This is a genomic window from Corynebacterium mycetoides (assembly GCF_900103625.1).
Taxonomy (GTDB): domain Bacteria; phylum Actinomycetota; class Actinomycetes; order Mycobacteriales; family Mycobacteriaceae; genus Corynebacterium; species Corynebacterium mycetoides.
This window is the reverse complement of record NZ_LT629700.1, coordinates 1,660,629-1,684,711: the sequence shown is the minus strand read 5'-3', so window position 1 is coordinate 1,684,711 and position 24,083 is coordinate 1,660,629. Positions and strand designations below refer to the sequence as shown.

Genomic DNA, 24,083 nt, shown 5'->3' with positions numbered 1-24,083 from the left:
AAAACCCCGAACATTCTCTCGAATGTCCGGGGTCTTGAAAGGAACCAAGGAACACTGTGGAGCATAGGAGAATCGAACTCCTGACATCCTGCTTGCAAAGCAGGTGCTCTACCAACTGAGCTAATGCCCCTTTCGCTCCTGTGGGCCTAGCAAGAATCGAACTTGCGACCTCATCGTTATCAGCGATGCGCTCTAACCGACTGAGCTATAGGCCCTGGGAACGAAATAGAACATTACCCAGAACTCCATAGCGGAACAAATCAGCTGGTCACGGGCCTGTCAGCGCGGCGTCAACGTTACCGTCACCCCACCCGTGAGGTTGGCGAAGGCGTTGTAGATCACCGCGCACAGCGGCGCGATGATGGCGACAAACACGACGCCCACCAGCCCGAACAGCGCCGCGGCGGAGAGCACCAGCGCTGTATCCACGATGCGCTCTCCGCCCACACCGGCGAGCAGCGAGTTGACCGACTCCACAACTCCCGCCTGGTTGAGGAAGAAGTAGACGATCGTGGCGCCGATCATCCACGCCACGAAGCCGGCCATGGCCATCAAGGTGGCCACTCGGAATACGCTCCCGGGGTGTACGTGGGAGACGGTCACTGTGCGTGAGGCCATGAGCTACTCCTCATCATCTTCCGCGTCATCATCTTCTGCGTCGTAGTCGTAGGTCGGACCGACCGGATCTGCCTCGACGCTGTTGACGTTGACCGGCGTGCCGGCCGAGGTCACCGACGACCCGTGGGAACCGGACGGCGCCGACGAGGTGGTCTCCATCGCTTCCTCGAGCGTCTTCTCGCCCTTGGCCACGGCGGTGGCCTCTTCTTCGCCCTCGTCCTCGACGTTCTTGTCGATGGCCAGCAGCTCCACCTCGTCCGCCAAGTCCACCAGGCGCACGCCCATGGTGGCGCGCGAGCTCGGGCGGATTTGGTTGACCTCGGTGCGGATCACACCGCCGGCGGACGTGATGGCGAAGATCTGATCCTCCTCCTCCACCGCGAGCGCGCCGATCAGCTTCCCGCGCTTCGGGGTGTACTTGAACGTCATCACACCCACCCCGCCGCGGCCCTGCGGCGAATACTCGCTCACGGCGGTGCGCTTGCCGTAGCCGCCGGAGGTGGCCACGAGGATGAAGTCGTTGTCGTGTACCACGGTCATGGCCAGCAGCTGGTCGTCGCCGCGGAAGCGCATGCCCTTTACGCCTGCGGTGGCGCGCCCCATCGGGCGCAGCTGCTCGTCGTCGGCGGTGAACCGGATCGCCTGGCCCTGCTCGCTCACCAGCAGGACGTCGTCCTCGTCTGAGGCCAGTACGGCGCCGATGAGCTGGTCACCCTCGTTGAGGTTGATGGCGATCAGGCCGGCGGAGCGGGCGGACTCGTAATCGGTCAGACGCGACTTCTTCACCCGTCCCTCGCGGGTGGCTAGAACCAGGTAGGGGGCGTCCTCGTAGGACTGGATCTGGATCACCTGGGCGATGCGCTCCTCCGGCTGGAACTCCAGCAGGTTGGCCACGTGCTGCCCGCGGGCGGTGCGGCCGGCCTCCGGCAGCTCGTAGGCCTTGAGGCGGTAAACGCGCCCGAAGTTGGTGAAGAAGAGGATCCAGTCGTGGGTCGAGCAGATGAAGAAGTTCTTCACCACATCGTCCTGCTTCAGCTCGGCGCCGCGCACGCCCTTGCCGCCGCGCTTCTGCGCCTTGTACGCGTCGACCTTGGTGCGCTTGGCGTAGCCGGTGGAGGTGATGGTGACCACGACGTTCTCGCGGGCGATGAGGTCCTCCTCGGACACGTCGCCGGTGGCGGCGACGAGCCGCGTGCGGCGGTCGTCGCCGTAGCGCTCGACAATCTCGGAGAGCTCCTCTGCGACGATGGCGCGCTGGCGCTCCGGTTTGTCCAGGATGTCTTTGTAGTCGGCGATCTGCAGCTCGATCTCGGCGAGGTCGTCGATAATCTTCTGGCGCTCAAGGGCCGCCAGGCGGCGCAGCTGCATGGCGAGGATTTCGTTGGCCTGGATCTCGTCGACGTCGAGAAGCTCAATCAGGCCCGTGCGCGCCTCGTCGACCGTCGGCGAGCGGCGGATGAGAGCGATGACCTCGTCGAGCATATCCAGCGCCTTGACCAGGCCGCGCAGGATGTGGGCGCGCTTTTCGGCCTCGTCCAGGCGGTACTGGGTGCGCCGGACGATGACCTCGATCTGGTGCTTGACGTAGTAGCGAAGCATCTGGTCGAGACGCAGGGTGCGGGGCACACCGTCGACGATGGAGAGCATGTTCGCGGAGAAGTTCGTCTCCAGCTGGGAGTGCTTGTACAGGTTGTTGAGCACCACGCGCGGCACGGCGTCGCGCTTGAGCGAGACCACGATGCGCATCCCGGCGCGGTCGGAGGACTCGTCGTCAATGCGGGAGGCCCCCGGCAGCTTGCCGCCCGCGATGTTGTCCGCGATGCTGGCGATGAAGTTGTCGGGGTTGACCTGGTAGGGCAGCTCGGTGATCACGATGACCTGGCGGCTACCGATCTCCTCGATCTCGGTCACGCCCCGCATCCGGATCGACCCGCGGCCGGTGGTGTAGGTGTCCTTGATGCCCTGGTCCCCCACGATGAGGCCCGAGGTGGGGAAATCGGGGCCCTTGATGCGCTCCATCACGGCGTCGAGCGTGGTTTTCTCGTCCGCGGTGTGGTTGTCCAGGATCCAGTAGATGGCCTCGGCGAGTTCGCGCAGGTTGTGCGGCGGGATGTTGGTGGCCATGCCGACGGCGATGCCGCCGGAGCCGTTCATCAGCAGGTTGGGCACGCGCGAGGGCAGGACGTCCGGTTCCTTGGTCTTGCCGTCGTAGTTCGGCGAGAAGGTCACGGCGTCCTCGCGGATGTCGCGCACCATCTCCATGGCCAGCGGCGTCATCTTGCACTCGGTGTAGCGCATCGCGGCGGGCCCGTCGTTGCCGGGAGAACCGAAGTTGCCCTGGCCGTCGACAAGCGGGTAGCGCATGGACCAGGGTTGGGCCATGCGCACGAGGGTGTCGTAGATAGCGGTGTCGCCGTGCGGGTGGAAGTTACCCATGGTGTCGGCGACGGGCTTGGCCGACTTCACGTAGGAGCGCTCGGGGCGGTACCCGTTGTCGTACATCGCGTAGATGATGCGGCGGTGTACTGGTTTCATTCCGTCGCGCACGTCCGGCAGGGCGCGCCCGACGATGACGCTCATGGCGTAGTCGATGTAGCTCGTCTGCATCTCGTCATTGATGTCAATGGGTTGGATGCGGTCGAAGCCGTCACCGGTGAGAGTGTCGTCACTCATGGATCACCTTTCTATTACGTTTCCTGGGCGATTCTACCGCGTTTTCTCGCGTTCCCGGACCGCCATGCGGTATCAAAATGGTATGGCAATGACATTGAGACTCACCGCAGACGAGGACAGAGCGCTCGCTCTGCTGGCGTCGGCATGGGGTTGCTCGAAGCAGGAGGCGGCACGGCGGTCCGTGGTCACCGCCGCAGCGCGCATGCTTGACGACGCCTCCGTGGCCGCGCTCGCCCGCACCCATTCCGAGACCTACGCCGCCACAGAGGCCCGCATCCGGCAGGCGCGGGGTAGTCAGGGGTGAAGGGGTTGACCGCGGAACAGCTTCTGGCCGTGGCCGACGAGTTCTGCTCCGCCACCGGGGTCCGCGTGCGCTCTTTTTCGGCCCTGTGCGCTGCGGCGGCGGTGCCCGGAGCGCGGGTGCACGGTGTGGCCGTCTTCGACTCCCCCGGCGCGGCGGCGGACGCTTTGCATTCCGCCGTCGTGGCGCTGGCTCCCCTCACCGGATCCAACGAGGGTTTCGCGCATGTTGCCCGGCACGTGTATCTGGACTGGTTGGAGATGTGACGAGCGGCCGGGCGCCCTAAACTGCGTGAGTTATGAAGAAGTTCACGCCCCTGATCCTCGCCCCGGCGCTCGTGCTGAGCGCTGTGGGCGCTCCCGCCGCCCACGCTCAGTCTTCCGGTTCTTCCGGGTCTTCCAGCCCTGGTCCCACTGCGGGCGAGATGCGGTTCGAGCCGCCCGCGCAGCCGCCGCTCGGCAGCGCGTACACCGGTTCGGCACCCCTGTCCCTGTTGCTGGCGGCGCTGTCCATCGGCGTCGCGGCGAGGCTGATCGTGGACAACGTTCCGGCGCTTCGCGAGGGCCTGGACAACGCCGTCGCCACCCTCGAGCCGCTGGTGTCGCAGGTGACGGCGGCCTTGGCTGGCACCCGGTAGCCACCCATGTTATTTTTGTTGCTGTTGTGGTTACAGTGACTCCTGAGAACACTGTGGCGGAAGAGCTGCAACCCGCGGAGCACGGCGCCCCGGCACCCTCGTACTTGGGGGAAGCCGGGGCCCGTTCCGTTTTGGCACACTTGTTCTAATTTAGCGTTTGTGTGTCGCACCCCTGTTCTAACCTTGGGGCATCTCTTCAGAAAGGAGGTGCCATGGACACCACACTCACCCCGCTTGTCGACGCCATCGTCGACGCCGCGGAAGAACTCTCCGCAACGTTCTCCACCCCAGAAACCCTGTCGTTTGCAGGCGTGCGCTCCGACATGGAACGGCTCAACACCGCGTTGGAGAAGTTCGGTCTCATCGACGCCTCCTTCGCCTTCATCGCGGACCGCGACGGCGCGGGCGCGGCAGTGGGCGCCAACCACGCCACGCAGTATCTCGTCGACATCCTCGGGCTGTCCCGCCACGAGGCCCTCGACCGCCTCTCGCGGGGCAGGCGGCTCTTCGGAGAGCCCGAGGTCCCCGAACCTCCCCGGGAGCCGGCCGCCGATCCGGAGCAGGAAAAGGAACGGGCGCGTGAGGAGGAGCGTCGAAAAGCGGCGGCAAGACAGGCTCGCGCCGCGGCCCGCAAGAAGGCGGCGCTCATCAACGCCGAGAAGCAAAAGATCATCGCGCAATGCCTGCGCGACCTGAGCGAGCACGCCAACCCCGGCTTCGACGAGCTGCACAGCCGCGCGCTGACCGAGGCCAAGAAGCGCACGCCCGAGGACCTCCGCGCCTGGCTGAGTGACGCCGTGCGCAAGGCGAACCGCAACGGCCGCGACTATGACAAAAAGAAGGACCCGTTCGCCGCATGGAAGAAGCGCTCCGTCGCATTCGGTCACCCCGACGGCGACGGGCTCTCCCGGATGATCGTTCACGGCCCAGCGGCTGAGATGTCCCTGCTGAAAGCGCTCATCCACCCGGGCTACGCGCCAGGTACGAACACCGATTCCGACCCCGCCGACGACACGCGCACCCGGGCCCAGCGAGGCTTCGACCAGCTCATCGCCATCGCCCGGGCCTACGACGCCGGCAAGACGCAGCGCGGCAGCGGGGTGTGCTCCATCGTTCTCTCGCTCACCCTCGAGGACCTGCTCGGGGCGGACCACACCTCCGTCTTCCCCACCAACACCGGAACCGACTTCACACCTCTCGACATCCTCCGGCTCGGCCTAGGCGGGGGCGACTTCGTCCTCCAGCTCGACGACGTCACCGGGATCCCCCTGTCCATGGGCGCCGTGCGTCTCGCGTCGGTGCACCAAAAGCTCGCACTGCTCGCCACCCAGGGAGTGTGCGCGTGGGCCGGATGCGACAAGGCAGCCATAGAAATGGAAGCTCACCACATCCTGGCCTGGAAGGACGGGGGCCTCACCGACATCCATAATCTCGCCGGGCTATGCAGAGAACACCACAGGTGCAACAACGACAGAAGAGATGGAACAGGCAACAAGGGCCACGTGGAACTCAACCCGGAAACCGGGCGGATAGAACACCATCCCGCCGACGGGTCGCCGCCCCGGACGAACGAAACGCACGGCTACCACTCATCCGCCGGGGCGAAAATCAGGCAGCGCCCCCTGAAGCGAACCCATGCCCGCGGCACCCCGCCCATCCTCTTTCCCCCGTAAACAAGGAGCCATCCGGCTATGCTGAGCCCAATGAGCGACCTCACCAAACTCCTTGACCCCACCGTGCGCCCCACCGTTGTCAACGATGTCACCGGCCTCGTCGACCGAACCATCGCCTCACAGTCCGGGCTGACAGGCATGGCGATCAAATCCGCCACCTCCGCCGCCCGGAAGGCGGACGCCGACATCGTGTCCAAGGTCATCAACCGCTCCCTCCCCGACATCGTCGACGCACTGACCCCCTACTGGGATGCGTACGACGCCGAGCAGTCAGCGGGATTTGGCAACTACCTCGCCAGCCGACAGGACGACGTGGTTGCTGACGTCCTCGGCCTCGGCGACAAGTACGTGCAACAGGCACCCGCCGCCGCGCAGAAGGTGTACTCCAGCCTCCGCGGCAAGGCCGGCAAGATCATCGCCCCCGCGCTGCCGGAATTCGGCGAGATCATCGAGCGCCACGCCCTATAGGAAATTCTCCTCGTAAAACTTCACAAACCGCCGCCCCGTGATTTCCGGCTCGCGCGCCCACCGGTTGTGGCCGAGATCGCCCGAGAGCTCCTCCACTTTCGGGTGAGCCGCGGGGAGGTGCATTGCCAACGCACGCGCGGACTCCACAGTGCAGTCGTCATCATTGTTAAACCGGGTGTACAAAATGGGGGCGGTGACCTCCAGCAACGCGTTCTCGTAGTCGTTGCCTGCGATGTGGGACACCGAGTTGGTGCGCGACAGACGCGCCCACTCCCGCACGTGCCACCCCGACTGCCGCCCGTACCGCGCGAAGTCGAACCTGCCCCCCGGCCAGTACCCCAGCACGAGTGAGACGGCCGCCATGATCCGCGACCCGACAAACAGCTTGCGCCTGACGGACGGTGCGAACGTCCTCCAATAGGGGCTGCCGGAGCCCACACCCATGAGCCCCAGGACCCCATCTTCGGCGGCCGCCGGATCCGCCAGGAACAGGGTCCCGATCTGCCCGCCCATGGAGTGGGTCAGCAGCACCACGCGGTGGCTGGGGTCGAGCCCGAGTGCTTCCTTCGCCGCCTGGATCGTCAGCGGATAATCCTCCGTGACCATCGTGTTGTACGACCACGAATGAGCGCGGGTTGCCACAGCCGTATTGGTTCCCTGCCCGCGGAGCTCCCCGATCGCGACTGGGAAGCCGTGGTCGGCGAGCCACTGCGCAATCGGCCGGTAGTACCGCGCTCCCATGCCGAAGCCCGGCCAGATCACGACGAGCGGCTTGTCCGATTCGGCGGCCGGGAACAGCAGAACTGTGCTGGTTGTGCCGTCTGGCAGCGTGATGTCAACGGAATCCATAGGCAAAGTCTAAACACTACCGCCATGTTTCCGCCGGGGATTAGACGTCTAGGAAGCGAACGTCCTTCGCCTTGCGGGTGATGAAGGAACGGCGCGCCGCCACGTCGTCTCCCATGAGGATGGAAAACAGCTCGTCGGCGCGCTGGGCGTCCTCGACGTCGACGCGGCGCAGGATGCGGTGCTCGGGGTCGAGGGTGGTCTCCCACAGCTCGCTCGCGTTCATCTCGCCCAGGCCCTTGTAGCGCTGGATGCCGTCGTCGGTGTTGATCTTGCGGCCCGCTTCCTTACCCTCGGCGAGCATGTCGTCGCGCTCCGCGTCGGAGAATGCGTACCCGGGCTCGCCCTTGGCCCACTTGAGCTTGTACAGCGGCGGGTTAGCCAGGTAGACGTGGCCCTGCTCGATCAGCTCCGGCATGAAACGGAACAGCAGCGTGAGCAGCAGCGTGGCGATGTGCTGGCCGTCGACGTCGGCGTCCGCCATCAGCACGATCTTGTGGTAGCGCAGCCGCGAGATGTCGAACTCCTCGTGGATGCCGGTGCCCAGGGCAGTGATGATGGCCTGGACCTCGGCGTTTTTCAGCACGCGGTCCATGCGCGCCTTCTCCACGTTGAGGATCTTGCCGCGCAGCGGCAGGATCGCCTGGTACATCGAGTCGCGGCCTTGCTTCGCGGAACCGCCAGCGGAGTCGCCCTCCACGATGAACAGCTCGGAGGCCTTCGGGTCCTTGGAGCGGCAGTCGGCGAGCTTGCCGGGCAGCCCGCCCATGTCGCCGGCGGACTTGCGGCGCACGAGGTCGCGGGCTTTGCGGGCGGCCTGGCGCGCCTGCGAGGAGGAGACGGCCTTGTTGATGATCACCTTCGCCTCGGCCGGGTTGGCGTCGAACCAGTCGGAGAGGTGCTCGTTGACCGCTCGCTGCACGAAGCCCTTGATCTCGGTGTTGCCCAGCTTGGTCTTGGTCTGTCCCTCGAACTGCGGGTCACCCACGCGCACGGAGACGACGGCGGAGAGGCCCTCGCGGCAGTCGTCGCCGGTGAGGTTGGGTTCCTTGTCCCGCAGCAGCTTGTGTTCGCGCGCGTAGCGGTTCATCAGCGAGGTCAGCGCCGCGCGGAAACCCTCTTCGTGGGTTCCGCCTTCGTGTGTGTTGATGGTGTTGGCGAAGGTGTGGACGGATTCCTTAAACCCGGTGTTCCACTGCATGGCCACCTCGGCCTCGTGGTCGGTGCCCTTGGCCTCGAAACCGATGACGGAGGGGTGGATCGGGGTTTTGGACTTGTTCAGGTAGTTGACGTAGTCGACCAGGCCATTCGGGTAGAAGTAGGTGACCTTCTTCTCGCGCTTCTTCTGCACGGCGGGCGCGACGTCGGCGCCGGCTTCGTCCCCGGCCGCGGCCGCGTCGGTAATGACCGTGTCGTCGAACGAGTCGCCCTCGACCAGCGCCGCGGTTTCACCCTCCTCGGCGATCGCTTCGAGCTCGAGCTCCTCGTCGGTGGCGCGCTCGTCCTTCAACGTGATGGTGAGGCCCTTGTTCAGGAAGGCCATCTCCTGCAGGCGCCGCGCGATGGTGTCCCAGTCGAACTCGACGGTCTCGAAAATCTCGGCGTCGGGCCAGAAACGGATCGTGGTGCCGGTGCCGCGGGCATTGCCGCCCTGCTCGAGCTCGTGGGGAACAGCGTTGGTGAAATTTTGGTACCAGTGCTTGCCGTCGCGCTTGATGTCGGCTTCGACGCGGGTGGACAGCGCGTTGACTACGGAAATGCCCACGCCGTGCAGGCCGCCCGAGACGGCGTATGACTCGGAGTCGAACTTGCCGCCGGCGTGGAGCTGCGTCATCACAACCTGGACGGTCGGGGCACCGGAGGGGTGCATTTCCACGGGGATGCCGCGGCCGTTGTCAATGACCTGGATGCCGCCGTCGGCAAGCAGCGTAACGTCGACACGGTCGGCGTAACCCGCCATGGCCTCGTCGACGGAGTTGTCCACGACCTCCCACACCAGGTGGTGCAGGCCGCGGGCGCTGGTGGAGCCGATGTACATTCCGGGCCGCTTACGTACAGCTTCGAGCCCCTCGAGAATGGTGATCGATGACGCATCGTAATGCGGTTCGTTGGTAGCCACGATGTGGGAGTCTCCTGTCGCGCTAAGGGTGTTTTAACCCATCCAATCCTACACCCTGTAGGGGATATTACCCCCACCCGTCGATCGTGCGAGAGGGCGTTTCACGGCCCATTTTGGGGCTACCCGTATGTGTCGCGCGGCCCCCGGCCTTTCACGTGGAGGGGTCCCTTGCGCCAGTTCTTCGTCTTCGGCGGGTACACGTGCAACTTGGTCACCAGACCCGGCCCGACCTTGTCGGCGATGGCGGAGAGCACCGTGGCTTGCATGTACTTGAGCTGGGTTGCCCACGCCGTCTGATCGCAGGTGATGAACACCTCCCCGTCCTTGATCATCTGCACCTCGGTGTGCTGGGCGATCTTCTCCCCAACCAGCCCGGCCCAGTTGCCCATGACCCAACCAAACGCCAGGTGCTCGGTCCACTCGCGCTTCTGAATCTCCGCGCGCACGAGCGTCCCGAACCCCTTGACCTGGTAGCTGCGGCGCATCGCTCGGCCGTCCGGGCCCGTCGGCCGCCCCATCCCTGACCACCGCGGCTTCGCGTCCGCGCCAAGGTCGCCAAGGTCGCCAAGGTCGAGCCCGGGCACGCTTATCGACGCCCCCTTGTCCCCGCGAACAGGGCCAACAGAGCCAACAGAGCCCACCCGCGCCCGCCGCGGAATGACGGATTCGCCCTGGCGGCGGAGGTCGGGCACGCGCCCGCCGCGCTTGCGGGCCGTGGAGCGCAGGGTGTCGAAGGTGTCTGCGATGAGGTCAGCCATCGGCCACCTCGAGCGTCGATACGCCGTCATCCATGGCCACAAAATAGCGCGCGGTGACGGCTTTGGACAGGTTGTCCGGCAGATCGTCGCCGACAGCGGCGGTGATGAGCACCTGCTCGGCGTTTTCCGCGACGGCGACGAGCCGTTGGCGGCGCAGCGCGTCGAGCTCGGCGAAGACGTCGTCGAGGATGAGCACGGGCACCGACCCCTCGGCGGACAGCAGGGCGTATTCGGCGAGGTGGAGTGACAGCGCGTACGACCACGTTTCACCGTGGCTGGCGTAACCCTTCGCCGGGGTGTCGCCGAGCATGAGCACCATGTCGTCTCTGTGGGGGCCAACAAGTGTGGTGCCGCGCTCGATCTCTTCTTTGCGGCGGCGCGACAGCTCGGTGAGCATGGCGGCCTCGATCACGTCCGGGTCCCTGCTGGGGGCGCCGGATAGGGCGCGAACCGCGTCGTCGATGGTGGAGGTGTAGTGCACCGAGGCCGGGCGGGATTCCGGTGCGACGGCGCGGTAGGACTCGGTGATGTGCGGGGCGAGGGCGTCGAGAAGCTCGAGGCGGCCGGCGATCACCTCGGCACCGTTGCGGGCGAGCTGCGAATCCCACACGTCGAGGGTGGCCAGGGCGCTCGCGCCGGCATCGTCGCCGTAACCGCGGCGCAGGTCGTAGGAGGAGGTGCGCAGCAGGGCGTTGCGCTGCCGCAGGACTTTGTCGTAGTCGGCTTTGGCTCCCCCGAGGCGGGGGGCGCGGGAGGCGGAGAGGTCGTCCAGGAACTTCCGCCGCTCCGCGGGCTCACCCGTCACAAGCCGCAAGTCTTCCGGGGAGAACATGACCGTGCGCAGCACCCCGAGAACCTCCCGCGTGGACTTCAGCCGCGTCCGGTTGATCTGCGCCTGGTTGGCGCCGGAGGCCTTGATCAGCAGGTGGGTCGTCAGCTCGCGGCCGCTATTGACAGTGGTTACGGACACCCGCGCGTCCGTCGCGCTGGCCCGGATGAGCGGGGAATCGGTGGCGACCCGGTGGCTGCTTAAGGTGCTGCTGTACTGGAGGGCCTCGACGATGTTGGTCTTGCCGTGCCCGTTGCGCCCCGCGAACACGGTCACCCCCGGCTTCAGCTCTAGCGCCAGCTCGGGCCAAGAACGGAAGTCGCGCAGGTTGAGGTCACTGACGAACACGTTGCAGCGCTGATTCCTTAGCCCGGCAGGCGCACCGGCATGAGCAGGTACGTGAAGTCGGAGGCCGGGGTCGGGAAAGTGCCGTCCGCTTCCGCCTCGGGCAGCTGCTCGGGCTCGGGAATCATGATCGCCGGGCGCGACGCCTCGGTGAACCCGAAGACCACGCGGTTGGTGGGGATGACGGCGAGCCCGTCCTTGAGGTAGCCGGAGTTAAACGCGATGAGCAGTTCGTCGGCGCCGGTGAAGGCTGCTTCCACCGTTTCGCTGGCCTCGCCGGAATCGGCACCGGAGGCATACAGGGTCACCTCGCCGGGGCGGAAGTGCATGCGCACCTGGGCGTTCCGGTCAGCGACGAGGCTCACGCGGCGAATCGCCTCGACGAGCGGGGAGATTTCCACGCTGGCCATCGAGGTGTGCGTCTTGGGAAGCAGCGGCTGAATGTTCGGGAAATCCGCGTCGAGCATGCGGGTTGTGGTTTCGCGGTTTCCGGAGTGCAAGCCGAAGAGGCCCTCGCCGCCCACGTTGTCGGAGTCGCCCACCGCGATCTCCACCGGCTCGTCGATGTGGGTGTCCAAGGTGCGGGCGTTGTCGAGCAGCGTCTTGGCGGGAACGAGCAGCTTCGCCGTCACATCCGCGCTCACCGGCTCCCACTGGATGCGGCGGAGTGCGAGGCGGAACCGGTCAGTCGCGGTGAACTGGACGGCGTTGCCGGAAATCTCCATGTGCACGCCCGTGAGCATCGGCAGGGTGTCGTCGCGCCCGGCGGCCGAGGCGACCTGGGTGACGGCGCCGACGAACTCGGCGGGGGAAATGCGCCCTGTGACCTCGGGAAGGGTCGGCAGCTGGGGGTAGTCATCCAGCGGCATAAGCGGCAGCTCGAAACGCGCAGATCCGCCCTGGAGCAACATGGTGGATCCGTCGGTGGACACCTCCATCGGTTTTGCCGGCATGTTGGCCACGATGTCGGCCATCAGCTTGCCGGCCACGGCGACGCGGCCAGGCTGCGAGACCTCCGCACCGATGCGCACTCGCGAGGAGACTTCGTAGTCGAAGCCCGCGAACTCGAGCCCCGTGTCGTCGGCGGTGATGACGACGGCGCGCAGCACCGGCTGCGTGTTTTTCGTCGGCAAGCTGCGCGCTACCCACGCTACGGCGTCGGAGAGGTCGTCCTTGTGAACCCGAAATGACACCGAGTTGTCGTCCATGCCAGCACTCCTTGCGCGATCGCCCCCGAATTACATGTAACTTCGCTCCACCTTATGCGGGCGTCACTTCTTTGTCATTCAGTGGGTCGGCGGCCGATTTTCACACACCCCGTTTCCCTTCACTTACCTTCAAAGTAGATAGTTGGTAACAACAGTAAGTCTTGTGCACTCTGTGGATGAAGGCCCCTTCGCCGAGGTCGTGCGCGGAAATCGGGGTGTGCTCAGGGGTGTGGATAACGTGTGGATAATGTCGCGCGTTTGTGGATAGTTTCGGGGCGGCGGATTTCATCCACAGATTTTCCGGCGTTACACACTGCGAAATCACACGTTGGGCCGCGTTATCCACAGTGCCCCGATTTAGTGATCTGGAACACACGTGCTGGGGATCACTTATTTCTGGCACTGTAATTACACATCTGTGAGTAAGTCTGTGGACAAAAAGACCCCGGCTCAGTCGGGCCGGGGCTTACACGGGCTTAGAGGGAACGAGCCCGGTTCTTGATCATCTGTGTCAGCTCCTGGATCTCGTCGTAAGTGCCCCGGTTCTCCGTCATCTCCTTGCGGATCTTCCGGTCGGCGTACATCACCGTCGTGTGGTCCTTGCCGCCGAACTCGTCGCCGATCTTCGGCAGAGATAAGTCTGTCAGCTCCCGGCACAGGTACATGGCCAGCTGCCGTGCGTGCGCGACCTGGCGGGTCTTGCCCGCGCCCGTGAGCTGCTCGAGGGAGACGCTGAAGTAATCCGCAGCGGCGTCCTTGATCGCCGCCGCGCTGATGTTCATCTCGCCGCCGTTGGGCAGGATGTCGCGCAGCGCGACCTGGGCGACCTCGAGCGTGATGGGCTCGTTAATCAGCGACGAGTACGCCGACACCCTGATCAGCGCCCCCTCGAGCTCGCGTATCGACGACTCGAACTGCGACGCGATGAGCTCCAGGACAGCGTGGTCCACGTGCGTCCCGTCGGCCGCCGCCTTTTTCATCAGGATCGCGATGCGCGTCTCGAGATCAGGCGGCTGGATATCGGTGATCAGACCGCCCTCGAAACGCGTGCGCAGCCTGTCCTCGAGGGTTGTCAGCTGCTTCGGCGGCCGGTCGGACGACAGGATGATCTGCTTGTTCTGCTGGTGGAGCGCGTTAAAGGTGTGGAAGAACTCTTCCTGGGTCCCCTCCTTGCCCTCGAGGAATTGGATGTCGTCCACCATGAGGATGTCCAGGTTGCGGTAGCGCCGCTTGAAGGTCTCCTGCCGGTCGTCGCGCACGGAGTTGATGTAGTCGTTGGTGAACTCTTCCGAGGACACGTAGCTGATCCGCAGGTTCGGCTGCAGCAGCTTGGCGTAGTTGCCCGCGGCGTGCAGGAGGTGGGTTTTGCCCAGCCCGGAACCGCCCCAGATGAACAGGGGGTTGTAGGCGCGCGCGGGGTTTTCGGCGACGGCGACCGCGGCGCCGTTGGCGAAGCGGTTCGACGAGCCGATGACGAAGTTCTCAAACGTGTACTTCGGGTTCAGGCTCGCTTCGCGGTCGGTGCTGTGGGCGGGGGTTTCCCGAACGAGGCGCTGGGGCCGCTGGGGCACGGTGGGGTGAGCGCTTGCTTGGCGACGCCCCTCCGGCCGGTGCTGGGACTCCTGCTGCCGCATGTGCAGCTGCGCGAGCTCGTCGAGCCCCATCGGGATCTGCTCGCCCGCCTGCCACGGCGAGGACTCCGGGGCGGGACTGGGCGCGAAGGCGGGAGCCGGGCTGGTGGTGGAGAACCAGTCGGGAACGGAGGTGGGTTCCGGCTCGGCCGGGCGGGACTCGAGCCCCTGTTGCGTCTCTCCCTCCGTCTCGGTTTGACGGATGGACACGGCCAGTGTGCAGGGGGTGCCCAGCTTGCGGGTCAGCAGCCCGGTGATGTGGGAGCCCAGCGAGTCCTCGACGACGGTCTTGGCCGCGGAGTGCGGCGCCGAGAGGATGGCGTAGCCGTCGACAAGCATGACGGGGCTGACGAGCTGCAGGTAGGCGCGCTCCTGGTGGGTGAGCGTCGGAATGTTCGAGTTGGGGCGCTCCGAGAGGCTGAGGAGCTCTGAAACGATGTCGCTCCAGAGCGCGCTGAGTTGTTGATCTGCCACGTGTGCTCGAATCCCCTGTTTCTTTACATCTCCGGCCCGCGCCCCCTGTGTCCCCAGGCTGTTATTCACAGCCATCCACACACAAAGCGCGAGCAGCGACGGCTACTACCTTGTGTTCCACAACTTTATCCACACCTGTGGATAGACCCGCGGTGGGGTTCTTTCCACAGGTGGCAGGCGCCCTTGTGGATAAAGTGCACCCAGTATAAAACCTGGTGCTACCTCGGCGAACGCGCTTGCGCGCCCGCAACTCTCAACAGGAAGTTGAGGGTTATCCACAGTAGCCCTGTGTAGAGCTGTGATTTCTTGAATCTGATAAATCATTGTTACCCGCTCCTTCCGGCCCCTGTCCAAACAATGAGAGAACTTTCCGCTGTGGATAACTGTGGTCCCGGGCCTGTGAGTGGTTCCGCGCGCGCCGCCCCCCAGCACTCGTCGGCGTTTCGCCCCGCCACCAGGGGAAAAGCACATCTTTGTTATTTCGGGGGCACCCTTTGCCGGGGTTGGAATACCGGTGGAGGGCTCACCCGCGCTGGATTTGTACCTCCCCGAGAAACTGACGTAGTCTTTAAACCGTCTGTCACATTGGTCTCACACTTTTCGCGTTCGGCCGATGTGTTTGAGAGCACCACCGGCGCAGTGCACCGGGCCGCCGCACCCAGCGGCGAGTCGGCGCGGGTGGGGCACGCGACAGCGCCTCCGCCCTGAGTGCGGGAGCGCCGCGCATCTCAGCTTTTTCTTTTCTCACCGGGACGGCCTCTGCCCCGGGAGGCCGCACCTTCCTGGCGACGGGGAGAGCAGCCGCTGGCCGTCGCACTCGAACTTTAAGGAGCTCACCGTGTCCAAGCGGACCTTCCAGCCCAACAACCGCCGCCGCGCCCGTAAGCACGGCTTCCGCGCCCGCATGCGCACCCGCGCCGGCCGCGCCATTGTGTCCGCACGCCGCCGCAAGGGCCGCTCCAGCCTGACGGCGTAATCCGTCCCGGAGCACACACCTCGTGCTACCCAGAGCGAACAAGCTCGCCTCGTCCGCGGATTTCCGCCGGACGATGTCCGCGCGCACGCGCGCTGGGTCCCGCACGCTCGTGGTGCACATCGCAGCCCGAACCGACACCGCCATCACAGGAGGCCCCCGGTTCGGGCTCGTCGTGTCTAAGGCGGTGGGCAACGCGGTGGTGCGCCACCGCGTGTCGCGTAAGCTCAGGCACGTGCTGCTCGGGAGCGTCGACAAGCTCGCGCGGGAGCACGACGTGGTGGTGCGGGCCCTGCCTGCCGCCGCCGAAGCGAGCAGCGACGACCTGCGCAAGGATTACCTCCACGCCCTTTCCGCGGCGCTGCGGAAGCTGGGCGCGCACGACGAACCCGCAAAGGACACCCGCGACTGATGTCGTACTACAACTTCCTCGGAGGGGAGATCCCTAGGCCCCCCAGCGCGCCCGCCCGGGCGCTGGTGGGAGGGGTACGCCTTTACCAAAAATACGTCTCGCCCCTTAAGATGGGTGGGACCTGCCGATTCGTTCCTGTCTGCAGTGCATACGCGCTGGAAGCAGTCTCGCGCCACGGTGCAGTCAAAGGAAGCTTGTTGGCCACGGCCCGCGTGTGCAAGTGCGGTCCTTGGCACCCGGGGGGATACGACCCTGTACCGGGAAGCGTCGAGCCGGCCGAACCCGCCACCGATTAGGAGAAACGCGCTCAAGTGCTGAACTTTGTTTATTGGCCGATCTCAGCAGTGCTGTGGTTCTGGCACAAGATCTTCGGATTCATCCTTGCGCCGGACTCGGGCATCGCCTGGATCCTGGCCATCGTCTTCCTCACGTTCACCATCCGCGTCTTGCTGGTCAAGCCGATGGTCAACCAGATGCGCTCCATGCGCCGGATGCAGGAAATGCAGCCGAAGATGCAGGAGATCCGCGCCAAGTACAAGAACGACCAGCAGAAAATGGCGCAGGAGACCCAGAAGCTGTACAAGGAGATGGGCACCAACCCGCTCGCCTCCTGCATCGTCCCGCTGGTGCAGATGCCGGTGTTCATCGGGCTGTTCCATGTCCTGCGCTCGTTCAACCGCACCGGCACCGGCCCCGGCCAGCTGGGCATGAGCGTGGAGGAAAACCGCAACACCGCGAACTACATCTTCTCGCCCGAGGACGTCCGCTCGTTCCTGGACGCCGACTTCTTCGGCGTGCCGCTGTCGGCCTACATGTCCATGCCGGCCGACGCCTTCTCGGCGTTCACGGGCCTCGACTTCACCCGCACCGACATCATCATGGTGTGTCTGCCGCTCGTGATTATCTCCGCGGTGTTCACCCACCTCAACGCCCGCCTGTCCATCGAGCGCCAGAACGAGCGCATTGCTTCCGGCAAGGTGGCGGCGCCCGTGGGCGAGCAGGCCGAGATGATGCAGCAGCAGATGCAGATCATGAACAAGATGATGCTGTGGATTTTCCCCGTGATGATCCTCGCCTCGGGCTTCCTGTGGCACGTCGGCCTGCTGTTCTACATGCTGGCCAACAATGTGTGGACGTTCTTCCAGACCCGCATCGTCTTCGACAAAATGGACAAGGAGGAGGCGGCCGAGGCGGAGCAGAAGCGCGAGGCGAAGCGCGCCACCGCTCCCCAGGTCGCGGCCCGCAAGGTGGACAAGCGCACCAAGAAGCAGCGCAAGCAGGGCTCTTAAATCCTCACCCAGACCCGCAACCGCCGTTGCCTGTGACGGCGGTTGTTTCGTTGTCTGCCCCGTTTACTAGAGTCGGTATTATGTCGCAGCCCTCCCCCAGCTCCCCCACGCCGGACGTCGCGTCCGAGATCTTCGGCGACCGACTGCCGCTCGCCGAGGCCTACCACGATTCGCTGGCCACCGTGGCGGCGCAGCGCGGTTTCATCGGGCCGAAGGAAGTGGGGCGCCTGTGGAGCCGCCACGTGCTCAACTGCGCCGTCATCGCCGAGGCCTTCGACGAGGGCTTAAGCGTCGCCGACATCGGTTCCGGCGCGGGCCTGCCCGGGATCCCGCTGGCCATCGCCCGGCCCGACCTCGAGGTCACTCTCATTGAGCCCCTGCTCAAGCGCTCCACCTACCTCCGCGAGGTGGTAGACGAGCTCGGCCTGGACAATGTCACCGTCGTGCGCGGCCGGGCAGAGGAGCAGGGCGCCTCGCTTTTCGACGTCGTCACCTCACGCGCCGTGGCTCCCCTGGGCAAGCTGGCCGGCTGGTCCCTCCCCCTGGTGAAGGTGGGCGGTGCGATGGTGGCGATGAAGGGCGAGTCGGTGGCCGAGGAGCTCGAGCGCGACGCGCGGGAGATCAAACGCGCCAAGGGCGGGCAGGCGGAGATTTTCACCGTGGGGGCATCCGTGCTGGAGGAACCCACCACACTTATCCGCATCCGTCGCACGCACTAGAGTTGCCAGGGATGATTCGCAGACCGACTGGGAGGCCGCGCTCATGAGTAACGAGCAGACAGACGACCAGCAGTGGGACGACACCCCCATTGCAGCGGCGGCGCGCCGTGCCGCCCGGGTGGTGTCGGGCTCCGAGACGCTGCCGCGCCCGGAGCGGGTGCGGGTGTTTACCGTGGCCAACCAGAAGGGTGGGGTGGGCAAGACCACAACGTCCGTGAACATGGCCGCCGCGCTCTCGCGGCAGGGTCTGAAGGTGCTCGTGATTGACCTCGACCCGCAGGGCAACGCCTCGACGGCCCTTGGGGTGGAGCACCGCGCGGGCACCACCTCGACCTACGAGCTCCTCATCGGGGAGGCCGCGGCCGAAGATGCGATGCAGCCCTCCCCCGGCAACGACAACCTGTTTTGTATCCCCGCCACGATCGACCTCGCGGGCGCGGAGATCGAGTTGGTCAGCCTCGTGCGGCGCGAGTACCGCCTGCACGACGCCATCCGCCGCGGTTTCTTGGAGGACAACGGGTTCGACTACGTCTTCATTGACTGCCCGCCCTCCCTCGGCCTGCTGACCATTAACGCGATGACGGCCGTGGACGAGGTCCTGATCCCGATCCAGTGCGAGTACTACGCGCTCGAGGGCGTGGGCCAGCTTTTGGGCAACATCAGCATGATCCGGGAGCACTTGAACCACGAGCTGCACATCTCGGCGATCGTGTTGACCATGTTCGACGCGCGCACCCGGCTGTCCGAGGAGGTCGCGGGCGAGGTGCGCTCCCAGTTCGGCGAGGTGGTACTGCGCAATGTCATCCCGCGCTCCGTCAAGGTGTCGGAGGCCCCCGGTTACGGGCAGACGGTGATTGACTACGACCCGGGCTCGCGCGGGGCGTTGGCCTACTTCGACGCGGCACGCGAGATCGCCAGCCGGGGCGATTTCCAGCCGCACCCGACCACGGGCCCGATCGGTGTCAGCCCCGAGGTGGCCGAACAACTGAATAACTCGCAGCACAGCAACTCGGCCAACGCAGGAGAGGACGGAGAGTAAACATGGCTCAGGAACGCAAGGGCGGTCTCGGCCGCGGACTGGCGGCCCTCATCCCATCCAGCCCAGAATCCACGGACACCACGGGGAAGACGGGCCGGCTCGGCGCAGGCGCCGCCGACGTCATCCTCGGCGCCTCCGCCTCGAAAGCTCCGGCGGGCGCCCCAGGGGCGCCGGTGATTCCGGGCGCGCCGACCGTCGATACGCGGGCGGAACGCCCGAAGCAGACCCTGCCGATGGGCGCGCGCTACCAGGAAATCCCGGTCGGGCAGATCCTCCCCAACCCGAAGCAGCCGCGCCAGGTGTTCGACGAGGACGAGCTCGCGGAACTGGTGCATTCGATCAAGGAGTTCGGCTTGCTGCAGCCGATCGTGGTGCGCGAAACCCCCGAGGGCTTCGAGCTGATCATGGGCGAGCGCCGCTGGCGGGCCTCCTCCAAGGCGGGGCTCAAGCACATCCCCGCGATCGTGCGCGAAACCAATGACGCGGACATGCTGCGCGACGCGCTGCTGGAGAACATCCACCGCGTGCAGCTCAACCCGCTCGAGGAGGCGGCGGCCTACCAGCAGCTGCTCGAGGAGTTCGGGGTCACCCAGGAGCAGCTCGCCGACCGGCTGGGGCGTTCTCGCCCGCGCATCACCAACTCGATCCGCCTGCTCAACCTCCCGGTGGCGGTCCAGCGCCGCGTGGCGGCGGGCGTGCTCAGCGCCGGCCACGCCCGCGCCCTGCTGGGGGTGAAGGTCGGCGCTGCGGCGCAGGAGAAGCTGGCGGACCGCATCGTCGCCGAGGGCATGAGCGTGCGCGCCACGGAAGAGGCCGTGACGCTTGTGAACCGGCAGGGCGAGCTGCCGCAGACCCCGAAGCGCGAGCCCGCCCCCCAGCCTGAGTACTTCACCCACGCCGCTGAGAAGCTCGCCGACGAGTGGGACACGAAGGTCTCCGTGACCATGGGCAAGCGCAAGGGCAGGATCGTCGTCGAGTTCGGCGACCGCGATGACTTCGAGCGCATCATGGCGCTCATCCAGGGCCAGTAGGTCGGCCATGTCTGGGGCGCGCGTCGTGGCCGTCACCTACGACACGCTGGCGGCCGTGCACCGCCGCACCGCCACCACCACCTTCTGGGAGCTCGACCCGCTTGACGACGCCTACACCGGCGCGTACCCCGAGGCAGACAAAGCCGCCTGGCTGTCGTCCCGGGCGCTGGAGCAGGGGGTGGTGGGTTTCAGCATTGTTCGGAGCGCTGTGGAAAGTACCGCCACCGAAGGCGCCTTCGCGACCGCCCTGTTCTGCCCCGCCGCCGACGCCCCCGGCGCCGTGAGGATGCCCACCGCGCCGATAAGCCGGGACGCGTGGGTGGTCACGAGCCTGCACATCGACTCCGCGGCCCAGGGCCGCGGGTGGGAGTCCGTGCTGCTCGACGCCGTGATCATGGCCGCCCTCGAGCGCGGGGTCCAGGCCCTGGAGATGTTCGGCGTCGTGCCCGGCGGGGAGGCGACATCGGAGATGTGCGCGGGCATTGTGCGCCGGGCCCCCGAGATCGGGCTGGTGGAGGTCCCCGTGCTGGAGTCCGCCGGGTTCATGGTCGTGCGCGACCACCCCGTCCTGCCCCGGCTGCGCATCGACCTGCCGCCCGCGCACGACCTGCTTTCGGCGCGCGACATGGCCGAGCTGCTGGCGGAGGTTCCCGCCGCACGCTAGCCGCGGGCGGCTACATGGCGCGTTCTTGGCGCAGCAGGTCGGAAAACGAGTAGGTGCCGGTCGGCTTGTCGTCCTCCTCCAGCAGGTAGAGGCGCTTGACGGCCACCACGATGGCCTCGGCGATAGCGTCGCGCTGGCGCGGGTCGGTCACGATGGCCACGTCGCCCGGGTTGGTGAGGTACCCCGCCACGACCTCCACAGCAGGCATCTTGGACAGGCGCAGCAGGTCCCAGGTGCGCCCGTGGTTGTAGCAGTTGCGCAGGTCGGTGCGCGCGACGATCTCCCGCTGGATGTAACCGGAGAGGGTTTCACCCGTCATGGAAGACGCCCCGAACTCGGAACCGAAGTAGAACGTGGCCACGCCGTTGGCCTTGTCGTTGTGGTAGCGGTCGAGCTGCAGGGAGATGATCAGGTCCGCGTTGAAGCTGTTGGCCAGTTCGGCGCGCTCCTTGGGCGAGGGGTTGTCGCCGCGCGGCCGCGAGAAGATGGTTTCCATCCCGGCGGCCACCATCCGCCCCTCGACGCGCTGCGCCAGGTCCCACAGGATCTCTTCCTCGGTGATGTCGCCGTAGGGCCCGCGCACCGTCATCCCTGAGTCCGCCAGCCCGAAGCTCGGGTCGATGACGACGCGCTTGCCGGAAAGCTTGGGGCCCGCCTGGCGGACACGTTCGCGCTCGCGGATCGCGTGCGCCGATCCGCCGGTGATGCGGCGGCCGAGCAGGCTGAGCGCGTGGAGCGTGTCGGGCCCGCACACGCCATCATCCTGCAGACCCGAGTTGAGCTGGTAGTTGACCAGGGATTCGTGGGTCTGCTTGTTAAAGTGACCGTCGACCTTGTGGGAGTAAAAGCCCAGCTCCTGGAGCTGCTGCTGCAGCTGGCGCACATCGTCGCCCACCATGACCTGGTTCGGGCGGAACTCCAAGACCCTGGCGCCCAGGGTGTAGGAGGCCTCGCGCAGCTCGCGCATCGTGACGGAGTCGATTTCGCCTGTGGGGACGATGCCGCGGGACTGCTGGAAGGCTTTCACGCCCTCGGCCAGGTCGGCGTCGAAAAGCAGCTCGGCGGGCGAGAACTGGCGGGAGTTCCACTCCCCGACCTTCCCGTCGTACCCGTCGAGCATGCCCAGCCGTGCGAGGGTCGAGCGCGCTTCGGCGACGCGTGCGCTCGAATCACCAACACGGAGAACCTCAGTCACCGGGCACCTTTCAACGTCGGGAACAGATGGGCAGATACAAGGAACTTTATAGTACTCAGAGCTGCTGCTGAATCCGCGAAACGAGCTCGTCCTTGGGCTGCAGGCCGACGATCGTGTCCACGGCAGCACCGTCCTTGAAGATCATGACGGTCGGAATCGACATGACCTGGAACATGGCGCCCAGGGTGCGCTCGGCGTCGACGTCGACCTTGACCACCTTGACGGCGTCGCCCATCTCGGAGGAGATGTCGTCGAGCAGGGGGCTGAGCTTTTTGCAGGGGCCGCACCACTCGGCCCAGAAATCAACGACGACGGGTGTGTCGGAGTCCACGACCTCGGACTTGAAAGTCGCCTGCGTGACATCAATCGGTGCGTTCATGTCCACCATTCTAGTCCCTCTAGCCCGTCACTTAAGCGCGGCCAGGTAGTGCTCGGCGTCGATGGCCGCGCGGCAGCCGGAGCCTGCGGCGGTGATGGCCTGGCGGTAGTAGTTGTCCACCAGGTCGCCGCAGGCGAAGACCCCGGGAACCGAGGTCTTGGTGGAGGGCTGGTCCACCTTGACGTAACCGGCCTCGTCGGTGGCCACCTGCCCGTCAAGGAACCCGGAGCGCGGGTCGTGCCCGATGGCCACGAACATGGCCGTGGCGTCGAGCACCGAGGTTTCGCCGGTGAGCACGTTGGTGACCCTCAGGCCCGCGACCTTGCCGTCTTCTTCGACGACCTCCTCGACGATGGTGTTGGTGACGAACTCGATCTTCTCGTTGTCCCGGGCGCGCTCCAGCATGATCTGGGAGGCGCGGAAGTTCTCCGAGCGGTGGATGATTGACACCTTGGTGCCGAAGCGGGTGAGGAAGGTCGCCTCCTCCATCGCCGAATCGCCGCCGCCGACGACGGCAATGTGCTGGTCCTTGAAGAAGAAGCCGTCGCAGGTGGCGCAGGTTGACACGCCGTGCCCGGTCATCTCGGTTTCGCCGGGCACTCCTAGGTGGCGGGGGGCCGCGCCGGTGGCGAGGATGACGGCGCGGGCGCGGTAGGCGGTGTCCCCCACGTAGACCACCTTCTCCTCGCCGTCCAACTCCACGCGGTCCACCAGCTCCGGGGTGAGCTCGGCGCCGAAGCGCTGCGCCTGTGCGCGCATCTCCATCATCAGCTCGGGGCCCATGATGCCGTTTTGGAAACCGGGGAAGTTCTCCACCTCGGTGGTGTTCATTAGTTCGCCGCCGAACTCGTACCCCTCAAACACCAGGGGGTTGAGCTCGGCGCGCGCCGCGTACATCGCGGCCGTGTACCCGGCGGGGCCGGAACCGATGACGATAACGTCGCGCACAGCGGTGTTGTCGGCGCCCCCGGTCTTCTCGCTGTTGTCCTGTGGAGTTGCCTCAACGTTCTCGCCGGTGGTGGGCACGATGAAATTGAAGCCTGGATTAGTCATAGCGGTGCATCTCTCCCGAATTACTTGAGTATCTCCAGGCTAGTCTACTGCCGTCGCAGACAACCGCCGATGTTGCAGCTCACACGGCTTTTTCGCCCGGCTCCCCCACTGCTTTGGCCACAGCCTGGCGCGCCCGGGAGCGGCGAGACTTCACCGTTCCGGGCTTGACCCCCATCTCGCGCGCGGCGCGCTCGACGGTCAGCCCCGCGACGTCGATAAGCAAGAGCGCCGTACGTTGCGCGGTGGGCAGAGCTTCGATGGCCTGGCGCAGGACGATGGCGCGCTCGACGCCCGTGGTCGGGTCGTGGGCGAGCAGCGGATTGGCGTCGACGGAGACGCGGTCCGTGTCGTCGATGCTGATGTCGCGCATGCGCTTTCGGCCCGCCGCCATGTGGTCGTAGCCGGTGTTCATGACAAGGCGGTGCAGCCACGTCGACAGCGTGGCCTCGGCGCGGTAGGTGTGCATTTTCCTCGACGCCTTGAACAGCGCCTCCTGCAAAATATCCTGGGTGTCCTGCTCGTTCTTGGCATAGCGCCGCGCGATGTACGCCAGCCGCGGCTTGTGCCTGCGGACGATGTGAGCGAAGGCGTGCGGATCCCCGGCCTTGTACGCCTCCACAAGCTGTTGGTCTGTCAATTCCATGTCACGTCCCCCGATGTGATCCCCGTGTGTGCCTGTGGTGCCCAGTGTGCCCGATGCGAAGGGGTGGGCGCGCCGCCTGGGCGCACATTTAAGTGACACCCGCGCC

Annotated in this window: 25 protein-coding genes and 2 tRNA genes; 13 read left to right on the top strand and 14 right to left on the bottom strand. The window is 65.9% G+C overall.

Annotation, left to right across the window (positions count from 1 at the left end):
- Nucleotides 1-57: 57 nt before the first annotated feature.
- The 4 genes from BLS40_RS08045 to gyrA form a co-directional block, all read right to left on the bottom strand.
- A tRNA-Ala gene (locus tag BLS40_RS08045) sits at nucleotides 58-130 on the bottom strand.
- Between the two features lie 11 nt (nucleotides 131-141).
- Nucleotides 142-215, bottom strand: a tRNA-Ile gene (locus BLS40_RS08040).
- A gap of 64 nt (nucleotides 216-279) precedes the next feature.
- On the bottom strand, nucleotides 280-618 hold the full coding sequence (locus tag BLS40_RS08035; protein ID WP_092151046.1) for a DUF3566 domain-containing protein: 339 nt from the start codon (nucleotides 616-618) through the stop codon (nucleotides 280-282).
- Between the two features lie 3 nt (nucleotides 619-621).
- A complete protein-coding gene (gyrA, locus tag BLS40_RS08030) occupies nucleotides 622-3,291 on the bottom strand; it encodes a DNA gyrase subunit A (protein WP_092151043.1) in 2,670 nt (889 codons plus the stop codon).
- Nucleotides 3,292-3,373: 82 nt separating this feature from the next.
- On the opposite strand from gyrA, the gene BLS40_RS08025 reads away from it, so the two are divergent.
- The 5 genes from BLS40_RS08025 to BLS40_RS08005 all read left to right on the top strand — a co-directional run bounded on the left by BLS40_RS08025 (nucleotide 3,374) and on the right by BLS40_RS08005 (nucleotide 6,370).
- The gene (locus BLS40_RS08025; RefSeq protein ID WP_092151041.1) at nucleotides 3,374-3,595 is read left to right on the top strand and encodes a CopG family transcriptional regulator; all 222 of its coding nucleotides are present in this window, start codon (nucleotides 3,374-3,376) and stop codon (nucleotides 3,593-3,595) included.
- Nucleotides 3,592-3,858 (top strand): TetR family transcriptional regulator, encoded by a 267-nt coding sequence (locus BLS40_RS08020; RefSeq protein WP_092151038.1) that lies wholly within the window; start codon nucleotides 3,592-3,594, stop codon nucleotides 3,856-3,858. Before BLS40_RS08025 ends, BLS40_RS08020 begins: the two co-directional genes overlap by 4 nt.
- Nucleotides 3,859-3,890: 32 nt before the next feature.
- On the top strand, nucleotides 3,891-4,229 hold the full coding sequence (locus BLS40_RS08015) for a hypothetical protein (protein WP_092151035.1): 339 nt from the start codon (nucleotides 3,891-3,893) through the stop codon (nucleotides 4,227-4,229).
- A 212-nt stretch (nucleotides 4,230-4,441) separates the two neighbouring features.
- Nucleotides 4,442-5,902, top strand: coding sequence for an HNH endonuclease signature motif containing protein (locus tag BLS40_RS08010; protein WP_092151032.1), 1,461 nt, complete (start codon nucleotides 4,442-4,444; stop codon nucleotides 5,900-5,902).
- Between the two features lie 30 nt (nucleotides 5,903-5,932).
- Nucleotides 5,933-6,370, top strand: coding sequence for a DUF6918 family protein (locus BLS40_RS08005; protein WP_231908426.1), 438 nt, complete (start codon nucleotides 5,933-5,935; stop codon nucleotides 6,368-6,370).
- Here BLS40_RS08005 and BLS40_RS08000 read toward each other — a convergent pair.
- The 6 genes from BLS40_RS08000 to dnaA form a co-directional block, all read right to left on the bottom strand.
- Nucleotides 6,365-7,219 carry an alpha/beta fold hydrolase gene (locus BLS40_RS08000; protein ID WP_092151026.1) on the bottom strand — a complete coding sequence of 285 codons (855 nt, stop codon included), beginning with the start codon at nucleotides 7,217-7,219 and terminating at the stop codon, nucleotides 6,365-6,367. The two genes, BLS40_RS08005 and BLS40_RS08000, sit on opposite strands and share 6 nt — an antisense overlap.
- 40 nt (nucleotides 7,220-7,259) lie before the next feature.
- Complete coding sequence (gene gyrB, locus BLS40_RS07995) at nucleotides 7,260-9,335, bottom strand: DNA topoisomerase (ATP-hydrolyzing) subunit B (protein ID WP_092151023.1); 2,076 nt, start codon at nucleotides 9,333-9,335, stop codon at nucleotides 7,260-7,262.
- Nucleotides 9,336-9,454: 119 nt separating this feature from the next.
- Nucleotides 9,455-10,093 carry a DciA family protein gene (locus BLS40_RS07990; protein ID WP_092151020.1) on the bottom strand — a complete coding sequence of 213 codons (639 nt, stop codon included), beginning with the start codon at nucleotides 10,091-10,093 and terminating at the stop codon, nucleotides 9,455-9,457.
- Nucleotides 10,086-11,270, bottom strand: coding sequence for a DNA replication/repair protein RecF (recF, locus tag BLS40_RS07985; RefSeq protein WP_092151017.1), 1,185 nt, complete (start codon nucleotides 11,268-11,270; stop codon nucleotides 10,086-10,088). Before recF ends, BLS40_RS07990 begins: the two co-directional genes overlap by 8 nt.
- Before the next feature lie 17 nt (nucleotides 11,271-11,287).
- Nucleotides 11,288-12,475, bottom strand: coding sequence for a DNA polymerase III subunit beta (gene dnaN / locus BLS40_RS07980; protein WP_092151014.1), 1,188 nt, complete (start codon nucleotides 12,473-12,475; stop codon nucleotides 11,288-11,290).
- 476 nt (nucleotides 12,476-12,951) lie between these two features.
- Nucleotides 12,952-14,580 (bottom strand): chromosomal replication initiator protein DnaA, encoded by a 1,629-nt coding sequence (dnaA, locus tag BLS40_RS07975; RefSeq protein ID WP_092151011.1) that lies wholly within the window; start codon nucleotides 14,578-14,580, stop codon nucleotides 12,952-12,954.
- Between the two features lie 838 nt (nucleotides 14,581-15,418).
- Here dnaA and rpmH point away from each other — a divergent pair.
- From rpmH to BLS40_RS07935, 8 genes are all read left to right on the top strand, one after another.
- Nucleotides 15,419-15,556 (top strand): 50S ribosomal protein L34, encoded by a 138-nt coding sequence (gene rpmH, locus BLS40_RS07970; protein ID WP_006839039.1) that lies wholly within the window; start codon nucleotides 15,419-15,421, stop codon nucleotides 15,554-15,556.
- Nucleotides 15,557-15,578: 22 nt separating this feature from the next.
- A complete protein-coding gene (rnpA, locus tag BLS40_RS07965) occupies nucleotides 15,579-15,965 on the top strand; it encodes a ribonuclease P protein component (RefSeq protein WP_092151008.1) in 387 nt (128 codons plus the stop codon).
- The gene (yidD, locus tag BLS40_RS07960) at nucleotides 15,965-16,261 is read left to right on the top strand and encodes a membrane protein insertion efficiency factor YidD (protein WP_092151005.1); all 297 of its coding nucleotides are present in this window, start codon (nucleotides 15,965-15,967) and stop codon (nucleotides 16,259-16,261) included. The genes rnpA and yidD overlap by 1 nt, the downstream gene beginning before the upstream one ends.
- A 15-nt stretch (nucleotides 16,262-16,276) precedes the next feature.
- Nucleotides 16,277-17,254, top strand: a complete 978-nt coding sequence (yidC, locus tag BLS40_RS07955; protein ID WP_092151002.1) for a membrane protein insertase YidC — start codon at nucleotides 16,277-16,279, stop codon at nucleotides 17,252-17,254.
- Nucleotides 17,255-17,334: 80 nt separating this feature from the next.
- Nucleotides 17,335-17,973 (top strand): 16S rRNA (guanine(527)-N(7))-methyltransferase RsmG, encoded by a 639-nt coding sequence (rsmG, locus tag BLS40_RS07950; RefSeq protein WP_092150999.1) that lies wholly within the window; start codon nucleotides 17,335-17,337, stop codon nucleotides 17,971-17,973.
- A 43-nt stretch (nucleotides 17,974-18,016) separates the two neighbouring features.
- On the top strand, nucleotides 18,017-19,012 hold the full coding sequence (locus BLS40_RS07945) for a ParA family protein (RefSeq protein ID WP_092150996.1): 996 nt from the start codon (nucleotides 18,017-18,019) through the stop codon (nucleotides 19,010-19,012).
- Between the two features lie 2 nt (nucleotides 19,013-19,014).
- The gene (locus BLS40_RS07940) at nucleotides 19,015-20,043 is read left to right on the top strand and encodes a ParB/RepB/Spo0J family partition protein (protein WP_092150993.1); all 1,029 of its coding nucleotides are present in this window, start codon (nucleotides 19,015-19,017) and stop codon (nucleotides 20,041-20,043) included.
- 7 nt (nucleotides 20,044-20,050) lie between these two features.
- Nucleotides 20,051-20,707 (top strand): hypothetical protein, encoded by a 657-nt coding sequence (locus BLS40_RS07935; RefSeq protein ID WP_231908425.1) that lies wholly within the window; start codon nucleotides 20,051-20,053, stop codon nucleotides 20,705-20,707.
- A 10-nt stretch (nucleotides 20,708-20,717) separates the two neighbouring features.
- Here the strand turns inward: BLS40_RS07935 and BLS40_RS07930 are convergent, their stop codons facing one another.
- The 4 genes from BLS40_RS07930 to BLS40_RS07915 form a co-directional block, all read right to left on the bottom strand.
- Nucleotides 20,718-21,902, bottom strand: coding sequence for an N-acetylmuramoyl-L-alanine amidase (locus tag BLS40_RS07930; RefSeq protein ID WP_092150990.1), 1,185 nt, complete (start codon nucleotides 21,900-21,902; stop codon nucleotides 20,718-20,720).
- A gap of 55 nt (nucleotides 21,903-21,957) precedes the next feature.
- The gene (gene trxA / locus BLS40_RS07925) at nucleotides 21,958-22,281 is read right to left on the bottom strand and encodes a thioredoxin (RefSeq protein ID WP_092150988.1); all 324 of its coding nucleotides are present in this window, start codon (nucleotides 22,279-22,281) and stop codon (nucleotides 21,958-21,960) included.
- Nucleotides 22,282-22,308: 27 nt separating this feature from the next.
- On the bottom strand, nucleotides 22,309-23,334 hold the full coding sequence (gene trxB / locus BLS40_RS07920; RefSeq protein ID WP_092150985.1) for a thioredoxin-disulfide reductase: 1,026 nt from the start codon (nucleotides 23,332-23,334) through the stop codon (nucleotides 22,309-22,311).
- Between the two features lie 79 nt (nucleotides 23,335-23,413).
- The gene (locus BLS40_RS07915; RefSeq protein WP_092150981.1) at nucleotides 23,414-23,977 is read right to left on the bottom strand and encodes a sigma-70 family RNA polymerase sigma factor; all 564 of its coding nucleotides are present in this window, start codon (nucleotides 23,975-23,977) and stop codon (nucleotides 23,414-23,416) included.
- Nucleotides 23,978-24,083 lie beyond the last annotated feature (106 nt).